The organism is Chitinophaga flava (assembly GCF_003308995.1).
GTDB lineage: Bacteria > Bacteroidota > Bacteroidia > Chitinophagales > Chitinophagaceae > Chitinophaga > Chitinophaga flava.
Window position 1 is genome coordinate 3,628,303 of record NZ_QFFJ01000001.1, and the last position, 23,530, is coordinate 3,651,832.

Here is a 23,530-nt window from a genome sequence, read left to right on the forward strand (position 1 = left end):
AAGTTTCTAATCCGTCAGACACTACTTTTGTAGTTACAATAATCGATAATGGCAGATTTAAAAGTCACATTGATACAATCCCAGCTTTATTGGGAAGATATTGCGGCGAATCTTCAGATGTTTGATGAAAAAATCAACAACATCGGAGAGCGGACAGAAGTAGTGTTTTTGCCCGAAATGTTCAGCACCGGCTTCAGCATGCAGCCCGAAAAGCTGGCTGAAACCATGGATGGAAGCGCTGTTCAGTGGATGAAGAAAAAGGCGGCAGAGAAAAATATTATCCTCACCGGCAGCCTTATAATTGAAGAAAATGGTCAGTACCTGAACCGGCTGATCTGGATGTTGCCCAACGGTACCTATGGTACCTATGATAAGCGCCACCTGTTTGGTTATGCCGGCGAACATGAGCATTATCAACCCGGCAACAAACGCCTGATTGCACAGGTAAAAGGCTGGAAAATCAATCTCAATATCTGTTATGATCTGCGTTTCCCGGTATGGGCACGCAATAGCATACAGCCCGACGGCAGCCCTGCTTACGATGTGCTGGTGTATGTGGCCAACTGGCCCGAACGCCGTACTACCGCATGGCAAACCCTGCTGCAGGCCCGTGCCATCGAAAACCAATGTTATGCCATTGGTGTTAATCGGGTAGGCAACGACGGCAACAATATCTACCATAGCGGTGAAACAAGTCTGATAGATCCTATGGGGGAAATCGTCTACCGGAAATCACATGATGAGGATATTTTTACGTATACCCTTCAACGTGAGCATCTGGATAATGTCAGGAAAAATATTCCTTTCCTGAAAGATGCTGATCACTTCACTATTTTAAGTAACGAACTCGTTTAAACTGAATACATGCTGCAGGCCGTACACCATATCGCTATCATTTGCGCCGACTACGAACGTAGTAAGGCCTTTTATACTGAGGTGCTGGGCCTGCAGATCATTCGGGAAGTATACCGGGAAGAACGGGACTCCTGGAAGCTGGACCTTGCATTGGGAGACCAGTATGTAATCGAGCTTTTTTCCTTCCCTGATCCGCTGCCAAGGCCCAGTCACCCTGAAGCCTGTGGGCTGCGGCATCTCGCTTTTGCCGTGAACGACATTATAGCGGCTGTGCAAACCCTTCACAGCAGAGGAGTTGTTACCGAAACGATCCGGATAGATCCCTATACCGGCAAACGCTTCACTTTTTTTACTGACCCCGATGGGCTACCTTTAGAGTTGTACGAAATTCAACCCTAAAAAAAATTTCCAATATGTCTGTTACATATGTTAACGCCCTGATATTCACTGGCGACAGGATCATCAATGACCATGCAGTAGTAACGGACAAGGGAATGATAACAGCCATCCTGCCTGCTGCAGATATCAGTACCACCGATGTGATAGATCTGCAGGGAGGGTTTATGGCCCCCGCCTTTATAGATCTGCAGGTGTATGGGGGCAATGGAGCCCTGTTTTTTCAACATCCTTCCGTGGCAACCCTGACAGCCACCTATGAGGGTAGTAAAGCCGGAGGAACAGCCCATATCATGCCTACCATACCTACTATCTCTCCGGCAAAGATGTTGCAGGCTATACAGGCCGTCAGAGATTACTGGCAGGCCGGAGGGAAAGGAGTAATGGGCCTGCATCTCGAAGGACCATTCATCAACCCGGCTAAAAAGGGTGCACACCTGGAAAAATATATCCGCAAGCCTACACAGGAAGATATCAACTGGATACTTGACAAGGGGAGAGATGTGGTGAAGATCATCACGCTGGCACCGGAATGCTGTGATCCCGCACTGGTAAAGCAGTTGCAGGATGCCGGCATCACTATTTTCGCAGGTCATAGTAACGCTACCTATGCAGAGGCATCTGCTGCATTTGAGGCAGGGATACATCATGTTACCCATCTGTTTAATGCCATGTCACCGCTCGAAAGCCGGGCGCCGGGGTTGGTGGGCGCAGCATACAACCATCCACGGATATTTGCCAGTATTGTAGCCGACGGAGTACATGTGGATTTTGCTGCTATCAGCATCAGCCAGCGTATCATGGAAGGCAGGCTGTTTCTGATCTCCGACGCAGCGGCAGAAAGCCAGGAGGGCGATTATATCTATATACAGGAGAAAAACCGGTATGTAAATGCAGCCGGCGTGTTGTCCGGTTCCCGCCTGACTATGTTGCAGGCGGTACATAATTGTGCAGAGAAGGCTGGCATCCCGTTGCATACTGCCCTGAAGATGGCTTCCCTTTACCCGGCAAGGGCTTTGCGCCTGGATGGCCGGTTAGGACGCATCGAAGCAGGCTATGAGGCAGCATTTATCGTACTACGCGACCACTGGGACGTGGCAGTTTACTGTTAATACTACTATCTTCGCAGGATTAAATCATTCATAACTGACTGCATGGATGCCATAATCCACTTTTTTACGAGACGCCAGTACAAAAATCTGTTCCTGCTGACATGGTTGGTGCTGGCCCTCCTGCAAGCCTGTTTCTCCGAACTGTGGGACGACGAGGCCTATTACTGGGTATATTCCCGCCATCTCGACTGGGGATATTTCGATCATCCTCCCATGATTGCCCTCCTGATAAAAATGGGGTACAGCATTTTTCATAATGAGCTAGGCGTACGCCTCTTTATTGTGCTGCTGAATACCATTACCCTGTGGGTGACCGCCAGGCTGATCGCTTCCAAAGACAACATACTTTTTTACCTGATCATTGGCGCGATGGGCGCCATGCAGATGGGGGGAATGCTGGCTGTTCCCGACCTGCCCCTGATATTTTTTGCTGCCATTTATTTCTGGGCCTACCGGTATTTTCTGGCAAAACAGAGCTGGCGTAATACCCTGCTGCTGGGGATTACCATGGCACTGATGTTTTACAGTAAATACCACGGGGTATTACTGGTGTTCTTTACAGTCCTGTCCAATATGAACCTGCTGAGGGTATTTAAGTTCTGGATAGCCTGTATCATCACTACCGTCCTCTTTTTCCCACACATCTACTGGCAGTATACTCACGGTTTTCCTTCTCTGCAATATCATCTGGTAGAACGGAATGCGTCGGCCTATGATATCACTTTTACGCTGGACTATCTGGGAGGACAGCTACTGCTGTTTGGCCCGCTGGTAGGCTGGTTACTGTTGTACTATGCTTTCCGTTGCCCTATACAGAATACGTTCGAACGGGCGCTGAAATTCAGTCTGATAGGCGTACTGGTGTTTTTCCTGATCAGTACATTCAAAGGCAGGGTGGAAGCCAACTGGACCGTGATGGTATTCACTCCGGTGGTGATACTGGCACATCAGGCGGTGGTACGTAGGGGATGGTCCCGGAAAATACTGTTGTATACCTTGCCGGTGACTCTTTTGCTGGTACTGGCGACCCGGGTATACATGATATGGGATTTTCTGCCAGGAGTGGAAATAAGGCCTGAAATCCACCATAACAGGGAATGGGCATCACAGGTTGCTGCCCGGGCCGAAGGACGTCCCGTAGTGTTCTTAAATAGCTATCAACTACCCTCCAAATACATGTTCTATACCGGGCAGCTGTCTTACAGCCTCAATAGCCGCTATTCCCGGCGCAGCCAGTACAACTTCTGGGATACGGAAAAACAACTGTGGGGCAAGCCGGTAATGGTAATGTTTGAACCAGGCACTGATATGCCGGTGACTGATAGCCTGAAGACCGTCAAAGGCACCTGGGACATCAGTATACAGCCTAAATATTACTCCTATTCCCTGGTAGAGCTGAAGCCGGCACTGACGACCATTAAGGCCCATCCGAACGAAACCGTGAAAATGTTTCTCCAGCCCAATAATGGCTACCATCAGCCAATACCGATAGACAGGGACAATCCGCCGGTGCTGGGTTACGGCTTCTCTACCAAAGAGGAAGCTCTGCCAGCGGTGAAATCCACTATTCCGCTGGAGCGGGCTATGTTAAGGCGGGTGATCGATATGCAGGTAGTGATGCCGGATAAACCGGGAGAATACTTGCTGAAATTCTGTGTTTTTGCAGGAGACTTACCGCCTACGCATAACAGCCAGGCCATCAAGGTAACAGTGTCAAAGAATTAATCAGAACAAGTCATAAAAACAAAGACGCAAGGGCTAGTCCTTGCGTCTTTGTTATTTACAGGCGTTTGGGGAGAAATTATGCTTCCTGATTGAAAGCATTCCAGCCCTGAGCCACCAGTTTAAATTTATTGCCTCCTTTGGTGTGGATATGAGCACCTTCGGTAATATCAGCCATGTAACCGATGACACTGATTTGTTCGTTGAGTACAATTTTATCGTAGTCCTGTTGTTTCATGGTGAACAGCAGTTCATAATCTTCGCCGCCGCTGAGTGCGCAGGCAGTAGGGTCGATGCCGAATTTCAAGGCTGCCTCCTTGCTTTCCTGTGCAATCGGGATCTTCTCTTCATAAAGCACAACGCCCAGGTTGCTTTGTTTGGCGATATGCAGTATTTCTGAGCTCAGGCCGTCGCTTACGTCCATCATAGCCGTAGGGATGATTTCCTGTTCCTGGAGGAAGTCAATGATGTCTTTACGGGCTTCCGGTTTGAGTTGTCTGCCGATGATATAGGTCTGGTCTTCCAGGTCTGGCGTAACACCTGGACTTTCCAGGAATATCTTTTTTTCTCTTTCCAGCAGGGTGAGGCCGAGGAAGGCAGCTCCCAGGTCGCCGGTAACGCAGAGCAGATCGCCTTTCTGGGCAGTAGATCTTCTGACGAACTGGTCAGGGGTTATTTCACCGATGGCGGTTACGCTGATGATGAATCCTTTCTGGGAATTGCTGGTGTCGCCACCAATGAGGTCTACACCGTATTTTTCGCAGGCTGCATAAACGCCTTCATAGAACTCGTTCAGTGCTTCCAGGGATACTTTATTGGAGAAGGCCACACTCATGGTGATCTGAGTAGGGGTGGCATTCATGGCGTAGATATCAGAGAGGTTTACTACTACTGACTTATAGCCGAGGTGTTTCAGCGGTGTATACATCAGGTCGAAGTGTATGCCTTCCACCAGCATGTCTGTGCTGATAACGGTTTGTTTGCCGAAATGGTCAATTACAGCGGCGTCGTCGCCTACACCGAGTACGGTGCTGGCATTCTGTATTTCTATGTTTCTGGTGAGGTAATCGATGAGTCCGAATTCTCCCAGGTCGCTTATTTCAGTTCTTTCTTCCATCTTTATTTACCGTTAATGAGGTCTTTCAATGCACTATGGATATGGCCGTTGGTGGCCAGTATTTGTTTTTGATAGGGGGAGTATTTATTGCCGGAGAAGTCAGTTACTTTTCCACCGGCTTCTTCTACCAGCAGGTATCCGGCGGCAGAATCCCAGGCCTGGAGGTGATGTTCCCAGAAGCCATCGAACCGGCCACAGGCCACCCAGCACAGGTCTATGGCTGCAGAGCCGAGGCGGCGTACGGGAATGCCTTGTTTTATCACGTTGCCCAGTACATTTAATGGATCGTTTTCACTTTCTTCCCATTTATAAGGAAAACCCGTTACCAGACAGGACGTGGCCACATTGGTTTTAGTAGAAACATGTATGGGCTTGTCGTTGAGCGTAGCTCCTTTGCCTTTCTCTGCCACAAACAGTTCATTCATGAATGGGTTATATACGGCGCCCAGTATCATTTCTCCTTCTTTCTCCACTCCAATGGATACGCAACAGAGAGGAATGCCATTGGCGAAGTTAACCGTACCATCTATGGGATCAATAATCCATTTAATGGTAGAATCTGTCTTTATCTCGCCTACCTCTTCACTGAGGATAAAGTGATCTGGATAAGCTGAGCGGATTACCTCGATAATAACCGCTTCAGATTTTTTGTCGGCTTCGGTCACAAGGTCGTTGACAGTGCTCTTACTGCTCACCTCGAAACGCCCATTGAAATATTGTTGAAGTATTTTTCCGCTGGCTTCAGTAGCTTTGAGTAAAGTAGATTTTAGCATCCCGCAAAGGTAATTATGAATTGCCAATTGCCGTTTGCCAATTTTAGGACTTTATTAGTAAAAAATACATGTGTTATTCCTTAAATTGCAAGTCCTAAGTTGTAATTCGCGTTTATATTCAATAATCAACTTATTTTTGCAGTTCAATTAAAGAGAGGGAAAGTTAATGGCCATCATAGGTAATCTGATTTCCAGGTCACTACGTATCAGGAAGAAGTTCACGTTTAAGTTAGGGACACCTCGCCAATACCAGCTGCAGGTGCTGCACCGTTTATTGGAAAAGGCCAAGGATACTGAGTTCGGGCGACACTACGATTTCCAGGACATACTAGACAGTCCTAATTTTATCGGTCAGTACCGGGATAAAATACCTGTACACAACTATAGTAAGATGCACCAGGAGTGGTGGTACCGTTGCCTGGAAGGTGAAGCAAACGTCAGCTGGCCGGAGAAGGTTAAGTATTTCGCCCTGAGTTCGGGTACTTCGGAGTCGGCGAGCAAACATATTCCTGTTACCAAAGCCATGCTGAAAACAGTGAAGAAGGTAGGTGTGAAGCAGCTATATTCCATGGTTAACTTTAACATTCCGCCTAAATCCTTTACCAAAGGGATTCTGATGCTGGGAGGTACTACTTCATTGTTTGAAAAGGGCGACTATTATGAGGGAGATATGAGTGGCATTCAAGCCAAAAATATTCCCCGTTGGTTCCGCCGTTTTTATAAGCCAGGCGGCAGCATTTCCCGCCGGCCTAACTGGGAGCAGCGTATCAAGCTGATTGTACGGAAAGCACCTACCTGGGACGTAGGCACCGTATGTGGTGTTCCGGCCTGGGTACAGATTGTGTTTGAAGAAATCATCAAATACCACGGCGTTAAAAATATCCATGAAATATGGCCTAACCTGGCTATCTACATTCATGGAGGGGTTTCTTTTGAGCCTTACCGTGAGAGCTTCCAGAAACTGCTTGGCAAACCGATCAACTTCATCGAAACATATATGGCGTCTGAAGGCTCTTTCGGCTTCCAGGCCCGTCCCGGTGTCAGAGGTATCAAACTGGTACTGAATGCCGGTATCTTCTTTGAATTTATTCCATTCAATGAAGAAAACTTTGATGCAGAAGGGGAGGTGAAACCCAATCCTAAATCGTATATGATCAACGAGGTAGTGGAAGATGTGGAATATGCCGTAATGTTGTCTACCTGTGCAGGTGCCTGGCGTTACCTCATTGGTGACGTGGTGAAATTCACTTCCGTTAAGGAACATGAAATCGTGATCGTAGGCCGTACCAAACAGTTCCTCAGCCTTGCAGGGGAGCACATGAGTGTTGATAACATGAACAAAGCCATCGATACGGTACAGAGGAAGATGGGCATTACCATCCGTGAGTTTACCGTAGCAGGCTTCCCATACGAAAACCTCTTCGCACACCGTTGGTATATTGGTACAGACCAGCCAGTGGCTGATGTGGAGAAAATCCGGGAAATCATTGATCAGACCCTGGCAGAAGTGAACGATGACTATGCAGTGGAAAGAACCTCTGCATTGAAAGAAGTTTTTGTAGAAGTATTACCCAATGATGTATTTATCGACTATCTCCGTTGCAAAGGCAAGGAGGGAGCGATGAATAAGTTCCCCAGGGTAATGAAGGGCGAGAAACTGAAAGACTGGGAGAAATTTCTGGCAGGAAAAGCTGTTAAGCCACAGGCATAATCCGTGACCCCGAATTTAAACGCATGATAGCATCAATTGTAGCAGGACTAGGACTGGGTTTGTTTCTGTCGTTATCGGTGGGGCCGGTAATTTTCGCCATCATCAAATACAGCATTAACAATGGTTTTAAGGCAGGTATCAGCTTTGCGCTGGGCGTGTCTTTCAGCGATATTATGTTTGTACTTGCAGGCAACCTGACCACCTCTTTTATCAGCGGTTTGGAAGAATACAAACGCTCTATCGGAGTGGTTGGTGGAATTTTGCTGATAGGCATGGGTGTTTACGGACTGCTCTTCAAGAAGGTGAAGATCAGCACCGGAGATGAAAAACCGGAGATGTTCCGTACCCACGACTATCTCAAGATATGGCTGGCCGGCTTTCTGATGAATACCCTGAATCCTGGTGTGATCATTTTCTGGCTGGGCGTATGTGTCGCCAATAGTGCCACCTCTGTAGGACACCGTTTTGTGATGTATGGCGTATGTCTTTCACTGGTGCTTTCCGCAGATATCATGAAGGTGTTTATCTCTGATAAAATCCGTCATAAACTCACCCTTACCAACGTAGAATGGCTGAACCGCATAGCTGGCGCCAGTATGATCATTTTCGGCGTAGTATTGCTGTATAAGGTGTTGTTTGAGGTAGGTACATTAGGCCACTAAAACTGTGATGTATGTGATACCGCAACTGTGATGTATGTGATACCGCTGATTCTCCTGATAGTCGAAGATTTGAGCGGAGATTACGCAGAAAATATTATAAAAGCGAAGAGCCCATTGATTTTATGTCAATGGGCTCTTCGCTTTTATCTTCTTTCATCAGGAGAATCAGGATCATCACATGCATCACAGTTAATTGATGACCCATGTTTCATTTCCTGCCAGTAATTTATCCAGATCGCCTTCACCTTTTCTGCTGATGGTTTCTGCCAGCTGGGCAGCCATTACTTCTTCGTAGGTATGACGATGAGCCTGGTAGAATACGCCGAAAGGACGAGGCATATGGCCTTCTATGCGGGTATCATCGAAGAGGCGGGTGAGCAGCTGGGCTTTGTAGAAATCGTTTTCGTCGTGAATCCACAGGTCGCCGGCGCTGTATTCGCTGCCTAATTCCACTACTACAGGCTTCAGACCGTCGAGGCGGAGGCCTTTATTTTTCTGGGCACCGAAGATCAGCGGCTGTCCTTGCTCTACGAAGATGGTTTCTTCCGCTTTGGTGGATTTTTCGGTGAATATTTCAAAAGCGCCATCATTGAAGATGTTGCAGTTCTGGTATATTTCCAGGAAAGAGGCTCCTTTGTGGGCATGGCTGCGTTTCAGCATCTCCTGCAGGTGTTTGGGATCGCGGTCCATGCTGCGGGCAATGAAGGTTGCATCCGCTCCCAGTGCCAGTGCCAGCGGGTTGAAAGGGTGGTCGATACTACCGAAGGGGGTAGACTTGGTCACCTTGTTTTCTTCGGAAGTAGGGGAGTATTGTCCTTTAGTCAGACCGTAAATCTGGTTGTTGAACAACATGATATTCACATCAAAATTACGGCGTAGCAGATGGATGGTATGGTTACCACCAATGGAAAGACCATCACCGTCACCTGTCACAATCCATACGCTCAGCTCAGGGCGGGTGGCTTTCAGGCCAGAGGCAATAGCAGTAGCACGCCCATGGATCGAGTGCATACCATAGGTATTCATATAGTATGGGAAACGCGACGAACAACCAATGCCGGAAACGATCACAATATTTTCGCGGGGGATACCCAGCCCGGGCATGATAGTCTGTACCTGTTTAAGTATAGAGTAGTCGCCGCATCCAGGGCACCAGCGCACTTCCTGGTCCGTTGCAAAATCTTTTGCAGTTAAGGCTTGCGGAGCTATAGTTGCTGTTGACATTTGTATGAATTAAATATATATATGAGTATGAATATGTAATCCTGTAAAGTTACTGATTATTCAGTTCTTCCCAATATTCGGCTGCCCGGCGGGTATGCGGAATAACAATCGTTCCGCCTACAATATTGGCCACCGCAAAGATTTCATACATTTCGTCGGTGGTGATACCCTGTTCATAACATTTGCCCAGATGATACTTGATACAATCGTCGCAACGCAGTACCATCGACGCTACCAGCCCCAGCATTTCCTTGGTTTTGGTACTCAGCGCACCTTCGGCATAAGTGTTGGTATCGAGGTTAAATAACCGGTTGATCACCTTATTCTGCTTCCCCAGTATCACTTCATTCATTTTCCCGCGGTAGTCGTTAAACTCCTGAATCGCATTTGACATATTGTTCCTCTTTAAATGTTAGCTATATTATTTCACAGGGATAAAGCTATGAAAGTGTTTACAAATATACATTAATCTACTGTTTAAGTGGACTGTTTGACCTATAACGTATGATTATGAAGGATAACTAAAAGTTATGTTGATGATTTTTGCTCAAAAAAAGCCTATTGGTATGGTAGACTATTTGTATATTGTTGTATATACCAATATCTCTTCAACCAACACATCTAAACCTCTTATGATGAGAACTCGTTTTTTACTGGCATTATGTTTATGCGCGGGTGCCACAGCCCGGGCGCAGGACAAAAAAATGCTGGGATACACCGATAATGAAGCGGCCAGCCAGCAGCAGCTGGAAGCCCGTTTTGATCAGCAACTCAGTAGCAGCCACATTGGGGAAACCATCAAAACCCTGTCTTCCAGGCCACATCATATCAGCTCGGCCGGAGGCAAAGCGGTGGCAGAAGACATCCTGCAACGCTTTAAAAGTTATGGCTGGGATGCAGAAATTGTGACTTATCAGGTGTTGTTTCCCACACCTAAAGAGCGGGTGCTGGAAATGACTTCCCCCACTACCTACAAGGCTCTTCTGAAAGAGCCGGCCCTGAAAGAAGATGCCACTTCCGGCCAGGAAGGTCAGCTGCCTACCTACAACGCGTGGAGTGCCGATGGTGATGTGAGCGCCCCGCTGGTATTTGTCAACTACGGCCTGCCTGAAGATTATGAATACCTGGAACGTGCCGGCATAGACGTACGCGGTAAAATAGTGATCGCCAAATACGGCCGCTCCTGGCGGGGTATCAAACCCAAAGTAGCCCAGGAACATGGTGCTATTGGCTGTATCATCTATTCCGATCCCAAAGATGATGGCTATTTTAACGGAGACGTATATCCGCAAGGAGCTTTTAAAAATGAATATGGCGTACAGCGCGGATCCGTGATGGACATGGTCATTTATCCCGGAGATCCGCTTACTCCCAATATTGGAGCTACTGCCAACGCCAAAAGGTTGGACCGCCTTCAGGCTCCCAATCTGCTGAAGATACCGGTGTTGCCTATCAGTTATCATGACGCGGCTCCGCTCCTCAAGGCACTGGATGGACCCGTAGCACCCGAAGCCTGGCGTGGCGCGTTGCCTTTCACCTATCATATCGGTCCGGGAAAAGCCAAAGTACACCTGAAACTGTCTTTCGACTGGCAAATACGCCCCTGTCACAACGTGATCGCCAAATTAAAAGGTACTGAAGAGCCCGACCAGTGGGTAGTGCGTGGCAACCATCATGATGCCTGGGTAAACGGCGCTTCTGACCCTATCAGTGGTCTGGCAGCTCTGCTGGAAGAGGCTAAGGCTATCGGTCAGCTGAGTAAGGAGGGTTTCAAACCACGCCGTACCCTGGTATACTGCGCCTGGGATGGTGAGGAGCCCGGACTGCTGGGGTCTACCGAATGGGCGGAAGACCATGCTGCTGAATTACAGGAGAAAGCTGTGGTATATATCAATTCTGATGGAAACGGTCGTGGTTTCCTCGGCGCTAGCGGCTCTCATGCCCTGGAAACACTGGTCAACCAGGTGGCCCGTGATATCACTGACCCACAAACCAATGTCAGTATTCTGGCCCGCCGCCAGGCTTCTGATGTGCTCAAGGCTGCTACCACCAGACAGAAAAAAGAGAAACTTTCCCGCCAGGGTATCAATATCAGCGCAATGGGCTCCGGATCAGACTATTCCTCCTTTCTGCAGCACCTGGGCGTACCTTCTCTGGACTTCGGCTTCTCCGGCGAAGATGCCGGCGGAGAATACCACTCCATCTACGACTCTTACGACGACTACGTCAGGTTTAAAGATCCCACCTTCAGCTACGGTGTGGCGTTGTCAAAGACAGCCGGTCATACCGTACTTCGTATAGCCAATTCAGTTGTATTGCCATTCGACTTCCGCAAACTGTATGAAACAGTAAACGGATACGTTAGCGAGCTTACAGAACTGGCTACAGACCTGCGTGAAACAACTGCCCTGGAAAACCAGCTTGTAAAGGAAAACAAATACCAGCTGGTTACGGACACGGCTAAACACTTGTTGCCTCCGGCCGCTAAAGCGCCGGTCCCTTATATCGACTTCTCACCGCTGCAGAACGCACTGGCAGGGCTGGACTCCATTACCCAGGCTATCAGCAGCAACAAACAGCTGGCAGGTAATCCTGCGCTGAACAAAATACGCTATCAAGCAGAACAACAGCTGCTGAATGAAAAAGGACTGCCTTCCCGCGCATGGTATAAACACACCCTTTATGCGCCAGGCTTTTATACCGGATACGGTGTTAAAACTGTTCCAGGTGTGAGAGAAGCGATCGAACAACGTCGATGGACAGAAGCTGCTGAACAGATAGATGCAGTGGCCGCTGCCATCAATAGACTGACGAAGTATTTGCAGCCGCTAAGCGGCCGCTGATACGGCATATATCACTAAAAAGGGCTGACCAGTGATGCTGGTCAGCCCTTTTCTATATCGCTGATATATTACATGGTTTTGAGGTAATCCTTCAGGCCCTGCACTATTTTGTTGATGATTTCCTGCTGGAACTGTGGTTCAAGTATTTTTTCCTCATCACCGGGATTGCTGATGAAAAGCGTTTCTATCAGTGCGTCCGGGAACTCTGTTGGATTATTGAGGATGAAGTTGAAGTCGCCGTTGTTTTTGAAATCATTCAGCCCTGTTTCGAGCAATCGTTTGTGGATGGCGGCATTCAGCGGTTCGCAGAACGGATGTTTGTAATAGGTGGCGGTACCGGAAACATCCACGGGATTACCGGAAGAATTGAGATGTATACTGAGCAACAGATCAGGATTGGCGCGGCGGAAGAGGGAAAGGCGTTCTTCATTGGGTACCAGTCTTTCTGTGGTACGTGACATGATGATAGTAGCGCCTTCTCTTTTCAGTGCGGCCTCCAGCTGCAGGGCGAGGTTGAGGGTAAGTGTTTTTTCATACACGCCGGTGAGGCCTACAGAGCCCATATTACTGCCGCCATGACCTGCGTCTATACCAATCACCAGGTTGCGCAGGGACAGGTTGGCCGGAACACGTTTAACCTTCACCGTTATACGGTTGTTTTCATAATAGATCTGGTATCCCCAGGGTGCATGTTTGAGAGATATCACCATGCGGAGTACGTCATGGGTCGGCTGTTGCCATTGTACGCCGGTGATTTCACGGGTACCCTGGAGTTGCGTGCTGATGCTGTTTTCGGCGTAGGCACCGTGGATGTCAACAATGATTTTGCCCGGAGACACCATCTGAGTGGATGTGTAGGGCAGTTTGTCTGACAGTGCGACTGATACATAATCAGCTTTTTCGTCGCCCCATATTTTGGCATCAGACACGATGCTGACTGGCATGGGTTCCTGCGGGATATCTGTTTCCACCAGTGGTTCGGGGATAAAGGCTGTCCGCTGGGAGGAGAGGCGTACTTTATAGTAATCGCCCTGCCTGCCTATGATGTGGAGTAATACGTCTTTATCGAGATAACCTATTTTATCCGGGCCGAGGCGGTCGCCTTCGGCTGCGGAGGTAAGGTAGGTCATGTTGTCGATGGTGCGGCCGGTGAGTGGTATCTCATTACGCATCACGCTGTAATGGTAGGTGCTGTTTAAGATGGCGGTTTCGCTGCCATTATGGAGCCTGACCTGTATTTTACCGTTCAGCATGGAATCTGCGGGCTGCAGCACATAGCTGCCAACGTAGTATCCTGGTACGCCCCCTGATTGAGAAGCCGGTAATTCGCGCAGGGGCGAATTGTTGAACCAGCTGGCACGTCCGCCGGGATAACCTTTCATGCGTACATGTAAGGAGTCACCTACAGACAGCTGCAGGTTTCCTTTGGGAGAGATTTCCACAAAATCTATCCGGAAGCTGCTGGTTACTCTGGGAGGAGGAACCGGAGCATAATACCAGGTAATATTTTTCGTGTATGTTTTGCCGTTAGTAGTGTCTTCGGCTGTGATGGTGAAAGTGTTTCTTCCTTCCTTCAGCTCTTTTTTAACGGCGAAGGTGCCGGTGCTGTATACGTATACCGGTTCGTTGTTGATGGTAACCTTGCAATCGGTACACGTCTTGCCGGCAATAAACTGCCGGGCAGTGTTCACATTGGTTTGTTCCCGGGAAGGTTGGCTGAGCCGGAGATAAGCCTGGCTGCTGGCCCAAAGGGGAACTACAATGGCAATAACAGTCTGTAGTATTAGTTTCAATGCTTGCTTCATATCCCTGCGTAATCATGTAAAGATAAGAGGGAAATAGGAGAGCGCGATTGGTATTTAATGATTTAGCTGTTTGATGATGGGACAATGGAGTGGGAAGAAACCATCATCTCATCATCAAACAGTCCATCATCCAATCTTAGAAGATGTATTTATTTTCAGCAATCAGTTTGTCCGCAATTCTTCTGCGGGCTTCTTTTGCGTTGAATGGTTCTGCTTTGGTGAAGCGTTTGAGGCCCAGCAGCATCATCCGTTGTTCATCACCTTCAGCGAAGGCGTTGATAGCGTCTTTGCCGGATTTGTTGATACGGTCAGCTGCATCGTAGATGTAGGTACGTACGATGTCAATCTGCAGCTCTGCGGCGGCTTCTCCTTTATGCTGAACAAGTTTCTGGAGGCGCAGGAGGGCACTTTCGGCCACAAATGTTTCGATAGCCATATCAGCGATGTCCATCAGCACTTCCTGTTCTGTTTCCAGCTTCATCATAAGTTTCTGTGCGGCGGCTCCAGCGGCCATAAGGATGGCCTTTTTAAAATTGGCGATCATCTTTCTTTCCTTGCTGAAAGCGCTTTCATCGTCGCTGCCGAAATCAGGTATGCTCATCAGTTCCTTCATGACGTTCATGGCAGGGGTCATCAGGTCCAGTTTACCTTTCATGGCCCGTTTCAGTGTCATATCGAGGGTGAGCAGGCGGTTGATTTCGTTGGTACCTTCGAAGATGCGGTTGATACGGGAGTCGCGGTAAGCTTTGGAGATGATGTATTCATCGCTGAAGCCGTTGCCCCCGTGTATCTGTACGCCTTCATCCACTACGTAGTCCAGTACTTCAGAACCATTCACTTTCAGGATGGCGCATTCTACAGCATATTCTTCCGCGGCACCCAGCAAGGCTTCGGCGAAAGGTTTGCCGGAAGCCAGCAGTTCCTTTTCTTTTTCGTCGATGAGCTGTGCAGTACGGAACAGGGAAGACTCAGAAGTCCAGGTACGGATGGCCATTTCCGCCAGTTTATGTTTGATGGCGCCGAAATTGGATATCGGCTGCTTAAACTGGTGGCGGGTGTTGGCATACTGTACGGAAGTGGTGATACACTTCTTGGCTGCGCCGAGTGCGGCCGCACAGAGTTTCAGCCTGCCTATGTTCAGGATATTAAAAGCGATCAGGTGTCCTTTACCAATTACGCCCAGTACGTTTTCAACAGGTACTTTAGCGTCCTGGAAATAGATCTGGCGGGTAGAAGAGCCTTTGATGCCCATTTTGTGTTCTTCGGCGCCCAGGGTAAATCCGGGAGTACCTTTGTCCACAATAAAGGCGGTGAATTTATCGCCATCGATTTTAGCAAATACAGTAAACACGTCAGCAAAACCGGAGTTGGTGATCCAGCTTTTCTGTCCGTTCAGTACATAGTATTTGCCATCTTCGGTGAGTTTGGCGGTAGTTCTGGCTCCCAGAGCGTCAGAGCCGGAATCCGGTTCTGTGAGGGCATAGGCGCCTTTCATTTCGCCGGTGGCCAGTTTTGGAATATATTTTTGTTTCTGGGCTTCTGTACCAAAATACAGGATAGGGAGCGAGCCGATACCCGTATGGGCGGCCATAGCTACAGAGAACGAGTGGCCGGCACCCAGCCCTTCATTGATGATAGTGGCTGTTACGAAATCTTTGCCCAGTCCTCCATATTCTTCAGGGAAAGAAGCACCCAGTAGTCCCTGTTCACCTGCTTTCTCCAGGAGAGAAGGCATCAGGCCCTCTTCCAGTTTATCAATACGCTCCACGATCGGCGTTATTTCTTTACTGATGAACTGGTCGGCCATATCTTTGATCATCAGCTGTTCTTCCGAAAAATCTTCGGGAGTAAACACATCTTCCGGAACACTTTCCTTTACCAGGAACTCTGCGCCTTTCAGCGCCTGCTTATTTTCTACTGTTGCGTCCATGTTTATCTGATTTTTGGTACTTCCGTAATTTACCGAATTAAGCTGAAATAAAACCATGCCCTCCCTGCATTATTAAAACGCTTGCCACGCTGGTTGCCATCACTGCGGGCACTTGACAGGATAACCACCTGCCGGAGTAGAAATATTTTAACAAAACCAAAACAGTATCCGGAAAACCTGCGCCCAAAGCTGGGTAAGACAAAGTTTTTTCCCTATCATTGTTCCCCTTTATGGATTTCTATTTGCCATATGCTAAAAGCCAGTTTCATGGAACCAGCAGCGGAACAGGTCCGCAACTGCTGATCTGTTTGCACGGATTTGGTGAAAGTGCAGCACACTTCGCCCCGCTGGCAGCTGGTTTGGGTGATATGTTCACCATCGTGGCACTGGACATGCCCTTGCATGGGGAAACCAAATGGAATGAAGAACGTCCTTTTGAAAAGACCGATCTGGAAGCCATTATACAGCTGGTACTGGAACGGCAGGGCAAAGAACGATTTTCACTGCTGGGATACAGCATGGGCGGACGACTGGCACTCTGCCTGGTGGAAATCATGGCCAGCCGCATAGATCACCTGATCATGCTGGCTGCTGATGGCCTCAGAAACAATCCATGGCATATGTTTGTTACTCAAACCAGCGTAGGTAACAAACTTTTCAAGTACAACACTGATCATCCCCAATTATTTTTTGCGCTGCTGAAAGGATGGCGGAAACTGGGACTGCTTAATCAAAGCGTTTACAAATTCGCACTGCACCGGATGGACAAAACAGAAAAAAGACTGCAGGTATACAACGTCTGGACAACCATGCGACGTATGATGCCGGATAAAAAGAAGTGCAAACAATTATTGGCCCGCTACAACGTTTTAACACTCCTGATATTCGGGAAATATGACCGGGTAATACCACCGGTATTGGGTACACGTTTTATGGACGGTTCATTTACCTGTAAAATGCTGGTGCTGGAAAAAGGGCATCAGCTGATTTCAAAGGAGCTGGGCTCCATCATCAAAACAAATATTTAACCTGGATGTATTTTTTTCTGATTATAGTTACCGGACTGGCACTTGGATACAGCGTACTGATGTTGTGGTACAGCCTTGGCTGGAGGAAACTGCCGGAATTTGTACCTGCACAGCCGCCGGCTGGTAATACCCGCGTGACCGTTATTATCCCCGCACGCGATGAAGCTGAAAATGTACCGGCATTGCTGAAATCCCTGCAACAACAAACCTATCCCGCAGATTTGCTGGAAGTGATCATTGTAGACGATTTTTCCACAGACGATACCGCCGGAATTATCACCCGCTTTCCAGCTACCAATGTTCATCTGCTCCGTATGCAGGACCTGCTTAGTAAAGATGAACGGCTTAATTCCTACAAGAAAAAAGCAATTGCCATGGCTATCGCCCGGGCTAAAGGAGACCTTATCGTTACTACAGATGCAGACTGTGTAATGGGGCCCCGGTGGATAGAAACCATTGTACAGTTTTATGAAACGTACCGCCCCAAATTTATTGCGGCGCCGGTGAGCTTTTATAAGGAGCGTAATTTCTTCATGAATCTTCAGTCGCTTGATTTTATCACCATGCAGGGCATCACGGGTGCTGCGGCCTGGCTTAAATCGGGCACTATGTGTAATGGGGCCAACCTGGCTTATGAGAAGGCTGCTTTTCATGCGGTAGGTGGTTTTGCAGGGATCGATAATATCGCCTCCGGCGATGATATGCTGCTGATGTACAAGATCTACAGCGCCTATCCTGATGGAGTTATGTATCTTAAAAGTGAAGAAGCTATCGTGCGTACTTTACCGGTAGATACCCTGAAAGGGTTTATGAACCAGCGTATACGCTGGTCGTCGAAAGCCGATAAGTATGAAGATAAGCGCCTTACCTGGGTGTTGTTACTGGTATATCTTTTTAACGTAAGTATGCTGGTGTTGGGGGCTATCGCCTTGTTTGTACCGCACTGGTGGCCTGCGTTCCTGATCCTGCTGCTGCTGAAGGTAACACTGGAGCTTTATTTCCTGGTGCCGGTAGCCGGCTTTTTCCGTAAAACAGCTTTATTGATATGGTTTATCCCCGGTCAGTTGTTTCATATTCCTTATATTGTTCTCGCCGGATGGCTGGGCAAGTTTGGAAGTTATCAATGGAAGGGCCGGCAGGTGAACTAAAAAATTATTTTACAGTTGTCCGATATTCAATCTGCCTGGAGAAGGCTGCGGAAAAACAAGGGCGCGCTGGCAGGCCTGATCGTCATCGCAGCGGCTGTAGTAGTCAGTTTTTTCGCTTATATCATTGCTCCTGATAACACTCCCGATGCCAACAGGATGGTCCTCGAAGTAGGAGGCCAGCATCCGGGCTTCCGTATTCATATGCTGGCAGTCAAAAAGGCGCAGCCGGTGGCCAGGGTTTCTTTTTTTCAGCGATTATTATTCGGCCAGGAGTCGGATATGACGTGGACGCCGGTCCGTTCCTGGGAATTTAAAGACAGCACATTACTGGTGCAGCGTTATGTAGACGAGACTACCTCAAGGGAAGAAAAATATAACCTCCGTGACGTATGGTATGGCAGCCGGCAGGAAGCCGGGCTCTCCATACCTCAATTACAGGAAAATATTGTCCGCCACCGCATCTTTCCGGTTACCTACTGGCTGGGTACCGACAAGTTTGGCCGGGATATCCTGAGCCGGCTGCTGGTAGGTACCCGGGTGAGCCTGGGAGTAGGATGTATTGCGGTAATCATTTCCCTTACTATAGGAGTGTTTATGGGTGCTGTAGCCGGTTATTTCAAAGGTACGGCTGATGATATGGTGATGTGGCTGGTAAACGTGGTGTGGTCTATGCCTTCGCTGCTGCTGGTATTTGCGCTGACACTCGCGCTGGGAAAGGGTTTCTGGCAAGTGTTTATTGCTGTGGGACTGACGTTGTGGGTAGGGGTGGCCCGTATTATCCGTGGTCAGATACTGACCCTGCGGGAACTGGAGTTTGTGGAAGCTGCCCGGGCATTGGGATATGGACATACCCGTATTATTGTAAAACATATCCTGCCCAATATCCTGGGGCCTGTAATGGTGGTAGCTGCCGGCAACTTTGCGACGGCTATTGTAGTAGAGGCGGGGCTTAGCTTCCTGGGAGTGGGGGTACAACCGCCGCAGCCTTCCTGGGGCCTGATGATCAAAGAAAATTACAATTTCATTATTACACATAACCCGCTGCTGGCGCTGGCGCCTGGAGTCGCTATCATGATGCTGGTGCTGGCTTTCAACCTGTTAGGTAATGGCTTGCGGGATGCCCTGGATGTGAGAAGTAAAATTTGATTTACATATGATAAAATTGTAATTTCATCCTATATACCCTTGTTATGCCACTGAAAAAATATCTATCCTTGTTTCTCATAGGTGCTTTGTTTGCACTGACTGCCTGTAAAAAGAAGAAGGGGGGTGAGGATCCGGTTCCATCTACCCAGGAGGAAGCCCTGAAGCTGGAGTTGTCCGGAGTGGTAGCAGGCAAGGCCAATGTAGCGATGGACAGCACCTTTACCTTTCAGGTGAAGATCACTTCCAAAATGCCGGAAAAAGGGGTACGGGTAACCATGAACGTGGTAACAGACCCTGCAGGTATTCCGCTGGCACAGGATGCTATACCGGATGCCACTACTGGTACGATCAATATTACGCTCCGGCATCTCAAGGAGGTAAAGACTTATAAAGTAACGCTTACCCTGGCATCATTGGGTAATACAGCCAATATTACCACGCCGGTGGAATTCCTCATCACCAACAAGTCGGCCGGCTGATAAATTATCCCTGTTGCGGCATGTCAAAATAATGTAGGTTTGCAGGCTGTCACATTAAGTGAAATGTCTATGCAAATTGCTGTTAATGCTACTTGCCTGAGAAGGGATTTGCCCGCCGATACCGGCCAGGTGGCTACTGAGATCATATCTGCATTATGCCGGCAACAGCCGGAGCACCGGTTTACCTTTTATTTCGACGGGGAGGTTCCTGCCCAGCTTAATTTTCCAGCCAATGTTACTACGGTCGTGCTGCCACTCAAGGGCAACAAGGCCTGGCACCATTACTGGTGGCTGGAATGGCAGCTGCCACGTGCGATGAAGGCTATAAAGGCAGACCATTACATAGGACTGGACAGTGCTTTGCCTCTGAGAAGCAAGGTGCCGGCTACTATCCTGCTCCGGGACCTGTCTTTCCTGAAGGATGCCGGTCTGCAGCCCGCGCAGGAACAGGCTTCCCTGAAAAAGAAGATTACCCGTTATCTCGACCGGGCACAACAGATTGTGGTGCTTTCTGATACCGCCAAAGCGGAGTTGCTACGCTACGCCCCGGGGGCCCGTAATAAGGTATCAGCGCTGAAAGCTGCTGTAGACAGCAGTTTGTTCCGGCCACTGGAATGGGACGATCGGGAAGCGGCTAAAAAGGCGTGGTCTGGCGGAGTGGAGTATTTTCTGGTAACAGGAAGCATTCATCCGAGAAATAATATAATGCCGGTTTTTAAAGCATTTTCGGCGCTGAAAAAACGGCAGCGTACCAATCTGAAACTGGTACTGGCCGGCAATTTGACGGCTGCCGGGGCAGATATCGTACAGGCACTTGAAAGTTTTAAGTTCAGACATGATGTAGTGTGGCTGCAGGATCTGACGATAGCCCAGCTGGCGGAGGTAACAGGTGCTGCCTATGCACTGGTGTATCCTGCTCGTTTTGATGGATTGCCGCTGCCCATCTATATGGCCCAGCGGTGCAAAGTGCCGGTGATAGCCCTGGAAAGTGAGGCTGCCCGGGAAGCTGCCGGTGATACGGCACTATATACAGACCCTGCCAACGTGGACGATCTGGCAGAGAAGATGAGCCTGTTGTACAAGGATGAACAGCTGAGAAGCAGGCTGCTGGCCAAGGAGCCACCGGTAATTCCGGCAAATGGCTGGGATGCAGGGAATTGGGGGATTTAATCGTTATTCGGGTCAAATATCCAAATATCCAAATATCAAAATCCCTAAATGATAGTTATTTTTGCGCTTTAATGAAAAAACATGAATAAGAAAAACATACAGATCCAGGTGGGTCTGGACGAGAATAAAGTGCCGGAATCGATTGAGTGGAGTGCCACAGATAACAAGGAAGATCGCCTGATCAAGGCCAAAGCCATGATGATATCTTTCTGGGACCCGGCAGAAAAGGCCGCTTTACGGATTGACCTGTGGACGAAAGATATGATGGTGGATGAAATGGCCGACTTCTTTTTTCAGACGATGATGACCATGGCTGATACTTATGCCAGGGCTACACAATACCGTGACCAGGCGGATGAATTAAGGACTTTTGCCAAAGAGTTCTTTAAGAAATTCCAGGACAAACAGCAGGCTGAATCCTAATCCATTTAAACGTAACCACATATGTCTTTAGAAACAAATATCAACGCCGAGATCAAAACGGCGATGCTGGGCAAAAAAGAAGCTGACCTGCGTGCGTTGCGCGCTATCAAAGCCGCTATCCTGCTGGCTAAAACAGCAGAAGGTGGCAGCGGAGAGTTGACGGAAGCCGACGAATTAAAGCTGTTACAGAAACTGGCCAAACAAAGGAGAGACTCCCTGGATATTTTCCGTCAGCAGAACAGGGAAGACCTGGCTGTGAAAGAAGAAGAAGAGCTGGTTGTGATTGAACGTTTCCTGCCCAAACAAATGAGCGAAGACGAGTTAAAAGCTGCTGTGGCTGAAATTATCGCTTCTGTAGGTGCTGCCTCTCCTGCTGATATGGGCAAGGTAATGGGCGTAGCCACCAAACAACTGGCTGGTAAAGCAGACGGAAAAGCTATTTCCGCTATGGTAAAAGAACTCCTTAAATAAATATTTAAAGATTTTTTAATTTTTGATTTTTTGATTTTGGATTAGAAATCAAATTTGTTTTTCTTTCTTTCCAGAATCAAAAAATCAGAAATCAGGAAATCGAAAATTATTACTTTGTCAATAGATATCGTTTTTGCCATTATCATGGTAATAGCCCTTTATAAAGGGTATACACGTGGATTGATAGTGGCCGTTTTTTCGCTGGTTGCCGTAACACTCGGACTGGCTGTTGCCCTTAAACTTTCTGCAGTTACCGCTACGTTGGTGCAGCAACGGTGGGATATACATTCCCGTTGGGTGCCTATGCTTTGTTTCGTTTGCCTTTTTGTGGGAGTGGCATTACTGGTAAGACTGGGTGCCAGCGCATTGCAGAAGCTGATGGAACTGGCCATGATGGGATGGCTTAACAGGCTGGGCGGCATTCTGCTGTACAGTATATTATTCACGACCGTTTATAGTGTAGTATTGTGGATTGCCAACCAGATCTATCTGCTGAGCCCGGAAACCAAATTGCATTCAGTGGTATATCCCTATATTGAACACGTAGGTCCCTGGGTATTGGATCATATGGGAGAGTGGATACCGGTCTTTAAGGACATATTCTCCCAGCTGCAGGCGTTTTTTGATAAAGCTGCCGGACACTTACAATCAGCCTGACAGTATTTAGATTAATAAAAAGAATTATTTTAGCGTAAAATTGACTTTCAAGATTTGGCAATGGATTACGAAATCAAAACACAGGGTAAGTTTAGTTATATAGAAGAAGGAGAAGGAGAACCATTGGTATTATTGCATGGACTTTTTGGTGCTTTGAGTAATTTCTCGCACATGGTCGAGTATTTCCGGCAGTATAACAAGGTTGTGATACCAATGTTGCCCCTGTATGATTTAAACATCCTGGAAACTTCTGTTGGCGGCCTGGCTAAGTTTGTACACAAGTTTGTTGAAGCCAGAGGCTACCAGAATGTGCACCTGCTGGGTAATTCCCTGGGTGGCCATGTGGCGCTGGTATATCTGCTCAAACATCCGGAAGCACCTATTAAGTCGCTGATACTCACTGGTAGTTCCGGTCTGTTTGAAAATGGTATGGGCGAAACCTATCCTAAAAGAGGAGACTACGAATACATCCGTAAGAAAGCTGAGCTTACTTTTTATGATCCGAAGATCGCTACCAAAGAGCTGGTGGACGAAATGTTTGAGATTGTCAACAATCGTCTGAAAGTGATCAAAATCATCACCCTGGCAAAATCTGCTATCCGCCATAACCTGGGAGATGAGTTAAAGGACATCAAACAACCTACACTGCTGATCTGGGGTAAAAATGATACCGTTACACCTCCTATGGTGGGCGAAGAATTTCAAAAGCTTATACCTAATTCTGAACTGGAATTCATTGATAAATGCGGCCATGCGCCCATGATGGAAGTTCCCGACGAGTTTAACAAGATCCTGCACGCTTTTCTGGAGAAACTGAAGACGCAGCCAAACAGCTGAACCGTCCCTGGTATTGCTTAT

22 protein-coding genes are annotated in these 23,530 nt (G+C 48.1%); 16 read left to right on the plus strand and 6 right to left on the minus strand.

Features of this window, described 5'->3' with window-relative positions; genetic code table 11:
- The first annotated feature begins 48 nt into the window (after positions 1-48).
- The 4 genes from DF182_RS14675 to DF182_RS14690 are packed head-to-tail and all read left to right on the plus strand — an operon-like array spanning position 49 to position 4,088.
- The gene (locus tag DF182_RS14675) at positions 49-855 is read left to right on the plus strand and encodes an amidohydrolase (RefSeq protein WP_113616332.1); all 807 of its coding nucleotides are present in this window, start codon (positions 49-51) and stop codon (positions 853-855) included.
- Positions 856-864: 9 nt separating this feature from the next.
- On the plus strand, positions 865-1,254 hold the full coding sequence (locus tag DF182_RS14680) for a VOC family protein (protein WP_113616333.1): 390 nt from the start codon (positions 865-867) through the stop codon (positions 1,252-1,254).
- Positions 1,255-1,268: 14 nt separating this feature from the next.
- Entirely contained in the window at positions 1,269-2,363 is a 1,095-nt protein-coding gene (gene nagA / locus DF182_RS14685) for an N-acetylglucosamine-6-phosphate deacetylase (protein ID WP_113616334.1), read from the plus strand.
- Positions 2,364-2,405: 42 nt separating this feature from the next.
- Entirely contained in the window at positions 2,406-4,088 is a 1,683-nt protein-coding gene (locus tag DF182_RS14690) for an ArnT family glycosyltransferase (RefSeq protein WP_113616335.1), read from the plus strand.
- Between the two features lie 76 nt (positions 4,089-4,164).
- Here the strand turns inward: DF182_RS14690 and thiL are convergent, their stop codons facing one another.
- A complete protein-coding gene (thiL, locus tag DF182_RS14695; RefSeq protein ID WP_113616336.1) occupies positions 4,165-5,202 on the minus strand; it encodes a thiamine-phosphate kinase in 1,038 nt (345 codons plus the stop codon).
- 2 nt (positions 5,203-5,204) lie between these two features.
- Entirely contained in the window at positions 5,205-5,975 is a 771-nt protein-coding gene (locus tag DF182_RS14700; protein ID WP_113616337.1) for an inositol monophosphatase family protein, read from the minus strand.
- Between the two features lie 166 nt (positions 5,976-6,141).
- Here DF182_RS14700 and DF182_RS14705 point away from each other — a divergent pair, with 166 nt between their 5' ends.
- Both DF182_RS14705 and DF182_RS14710 read left to right on the plus strand, forming a co-directional pair.
- On the plus strand, positions 6,142-7,686 hold the full coding sequence (locus DF182_RS14705; RefSeq protein ID WP_113616338.1) for a GH3 family domain-containing protein: 1,545 nt from the start codon (positions 6,142-6,144) through the stop codon (positions 7,684-7,686).
- Between the two features lie 23 nt (positions 7,687-7,709).
- Positions 7,710-8,348 (plus strand): LysE family translocator, encoded by a 639-nt coding sequence (locus tag DF182_RS14710; protein WP_113616339.1) that lies wholly within the window; start codon positions 7,710-7,712, stop codon positions 8,346-8,348.
- Between the two features lie 189 nt (positions 8,349-8,537).
- Here DF182_RS14710 and DF182_RS14715 read toward each other — a convergent pair whose 3' ends face one another.
- Positions 8,538-9,572: a 2-oxoacid:ferredoxin oxidoreductase subunit beta gene (locus tag DF182_RS14715; protein ID WP_113616340.1), complete on the minus strand. Its 1,035-nt coding sequence runs from the start codon at positions 9,570-9,572 to the stop codon at positions 8,538-8,540.
- A gap of 49 nt (positions 9,573-9,621) precedes the next feature.
- The gene (locus tag DF182_RS14720; RefSeq protein WP_113616341.1) at positions 9,622-9,966 is read right to left on the minus strand and encodes a carboxymuconolactone decarboxylase family protein; all 345 of its coding nucleotides are present in this window, start codon (positions 9,964-9,966) and stop codon (positions 9,622-9,624) included.
- A 238-nt stretch (positions 9,967-10,204) separates the two neighbouring features.
- Here DF182_RS14720 and DF182_RS14725 point away from each other — a divergent pair, with 238 nt between their 5' ends.
- Positions 10,205-12,415 (plus strand): M28 family metallopeptidase, encoded by a 2,211-nt coding sequence (locus DF182_RS14725; protein WP_211327111.1) that lies wholly within the window; start codon positions 10,205-10,207, stop codon positions 12,413-12,415.
- Between the two features lie 68 nt (positions 12,416-12,483).
- Here DF182_RS14725 and DF182_RS14730 read toward each other — a convergent pair whose 3' ends face one another.
- Together DF182_RS14730 and DF182_RS14735 are read right to left on the minus strand one after the other, a co-directional pair.
- Positions 12,484-14,220, minus strand: a complete 1,737-nt coding sequence (locus DF182_RS14730; protein ID WP_113616342.1) for an N-acetylmuramoyl-L-alanine amidase — start codon at positions 14,218-14,220, stop codon at positions 12,484-12,486.
- A 136-nt stretch (positions 14,221-14,356) separates the two neighbouring features.
- The gene (locus tag DF182_RS14735) at positions 14,357-16,150 is read right to left on the minus strand and encodes an acyl-CoA dehydrogenase family protein (protein ID WP_113616904.1); all 1,794 of its coding nucleotides are present in this window, start codon (positions 16,148-16,150) and stop codon (positions 14,357-14,359) included.
- A gap of 230 nt (positions 16,151-16,380) precedes the next feature.
- Here DF182_RS14735 and DF182_RS14740 point away from each other — a divergent pair, with 230 nt between their 5' ends.
- From DF182_RS14740 to DF182_RS14780, 9 genes are all read left to right on the plus strand, one after another.
- Positions 16,381-17,178, plus strand: a complete 798-nt coding sequence (locus DF182_RS14740; protein ID WP_113616343.1) for an alpha/beta fold hydrolase — start codon at positions 16,381-16,383, stop codon at positions 17,176-17,178.
- Positions 17,179-17,183: 5 nt separating this feature from the next.
- A complete protein-coding gene (locus tag DF182_RS14745; RefSeq protein ID WP_113616344.1) occupies positions 17,184-18,326 on the plus strand; it encodes a glycosyltransferase in 1,143 nt (380 codons plus the stop codon).
- Between the two features lie 15 nt (positions 18,327-18,341).
- Positions 18,342-19,472 (plus strand): ABC transporter permease, encoded by a 1,131-nt coding sequence (locus DF182_RS14750; RefSeq protein WP_245957445.1) that lies wholly within the window; start codon positions 18,342-18,344, stop codon positions 19,470-19,472.
- 44 nt (positions 19,473-19,516) lie between these two features.
- A complete protein-coding gene (locus tag DF182_RS14755; protein WP_113616346.1) occupies positions 19,517-19,951 on the plus strand; it encodes a hypothetical protein in 435 nt (144 codons plus the stop codon).
- 69 nt (positions 19,952-20,020) lie between these two features.
- Positions 20,021-21,121: a glycosyltransferase family 4 protein gene (locus tag DF182_RS14760; protein ID WP_161964146.1), complete on the plus strand. Its 1,101-nt coding sequence runs from the start codon at positions 20,021-20,023 to the stop codon at positions 21,119-21,121.
- A gap of 81 nt (positions 21,122-21,202) precedes the next feature.
- The gene (gene gldC, locus DF182_RS14765; RefSeq protein ID WP_113616348.1) at positions 21,203-21,544 is read left to right on the plus strand and encodes a gliding motility protein GldC; all 342 of its coding nucleotides are present in this window, start codon (positions 21,203-21,205) and stop codon (positions 21,542-21,544) included.
- 21 nt (positions 21,545-21,565) lie between these two features.
- Complete coding sequence (locus tag DF182_RS14770) at positions 21,566-22,015, plus strand: GatB/YqeY domain-containing protein (protein ID WP_113616349.1); 450 nt, start codon at positions 21,566-21,568, stop codon at positions 22,013-22,015.
- A 114-nt stretch (positions 22,016-22,129) separates the two neighbouring features.
- Positions 22,130-22,672 (plus strand): CvpA family protein, encoded by a 543-nt coding sequence (locus tag DF182_RS14775; protein ID WP_147243440.1) that lies wholly within the window; start codon positions 22,130-22,132, stop codon positions 22,670-22,672.
- A gap of 60 nt (positions 22,673-22,732) precedes the next feature.
- Complete coding sequence (locus DF182_RS14780) at positions 22,733-23,509, plus strand: alpha/beta fold hydrolase (protein WP_113616351.1); 777 nt, start codon at positions 22,733-22,735, stop codon at positions 23,507-23,509.
- Positions 23,510-23,530 lie beyond the last annotated feature (21 nt).

Coding starts and splice junctions, on each gene's coding strand:
- DF182_RS14675 (WP_113616332.1), top strand. CDS start 49: ATGGCAGATTTAAAAGTCACATTGATACAATCCCAGCTTTATTGGGAA.
- DF182_RS14680 (WP_113616333.1), top strand. CDS start 865: ATGCTGCAGGCCGTACACCATATCGCTATCATTTGCGCCGACTACGAA.
- nagA (WP_113616334.1), top strand. CDS start 1,269: ATGTCTGTTACATATGTTAACGCCCTGATATTCACTGGCGACAGGATC.
- DF182_RS14690 (WP_113616335.1), top strand. CDS start 2,406: ATGGATGCCATAATCCACTTTTTTACGAGACGCCAGTACAAAAATCTG.
- thiL (WP_113616336.1), bottom strand. CDS start 5,202: ATGGAAGAAAGAACTGAAATAAGCGACCTGGGAGAATTCGGACTCATC.
- DF182_RS14700 (WP_113616337.1), bottom strand. CDS start 5,975: ATGCTAAAATCTACTTTACTCAAAGCTACTGAAGCCAGCGGAAAAATA.
- DF182_RS14705 (WP_113616338.1), top strand. CDS start 6,142: ATGGCCATCATAGGTAATCTGATTTCCAGGTCACTACGTATCAGGAAG.
- DF182_RS14710 (WP_113616339.1), top strand. CDS start 7,710: ATGATAGCATCAATTGTAGCAGGACTAGGACTGGGTTTGTTTCTGTCG.
- DF182_RS14715 (WP_113616340.1), bottom strand. CDS start 9,572: ATGTCAACAGCAACTATAGCTCCGCAAGCCTTAACTGCAAAAGATTTT.
- DF182_RS14720 (WP_113616341.1), bottom strand. CDS start 9,966: ATGTCAAATGCGATTCAGGAGTTTAACGACTACCGCGGGAAAATGAAT.
- DF182_RS14725 (WP_211327111.1), top strand. CDS start 10,205: ATGATGAGAACTCGTTTTTTACTGGCATTATGTTTATGCGCGGGTGCC.
- DF182_RS14730 (WP_113616342.1), bottom strand. CDS start 14,220: ATGAAGCAAGCATTGAAACTAATACTACAGACTGTTATTGCCATTGTA.
- DF182_RS14735 (WP_113616904.1), bottom strand. CDS start 16,150: ATGGACGCAACAGTAGAAAATAAGCAGGCGCTGAAAGGCGCAGAGTTC.
- DF182_RS14740 (WP_113616343.1), top strand. CDS start 16,381: ATGGATTTCTATTTGCCATATGCTAAAAGCCAGTTTCATGGAACCAGC.
- DF182_RS14745 (WP_113616344.1), top strand. CDS start 17,184: ATGTATTTTTTTCTGATTATAGTTACCGGACTGGCACTTGGATACAGC.
- DF182_RS14755 (WP_113616346.1), top strand. CDS start 19,517: ATGCCACTGAAAAAATATCTATCCTTGTTTCTCATAGGTGCTTTGTTT.
- DF182_RS14760 (WP_161964146.1), top strand. CDS start 20,021: ATGCAAATTGCTGTTAATGCTACTTGCCTGAGAAGGGATTTGCCCGCC.
- gldC (WP_113616348.1), top strand. CDS start 21,203: ATGAATAAGAAAAACATACAGATCCAGGTGGGTCTGGACGAGAATAAA.
- DF182_RS14770 (WP_113616349.1), top strand. CDS start 21,566: ATGTCTTTAGAAACAAATATCAACGCCGAGATCAAAACGGCGATGCTG.
- DF182_RS14780 (WP_113616351.1), top strand. CDS start 22,733: ATGGATTACGAAATCAAAACACAGGGTAAGTTTAGTTATATAGAAGAA.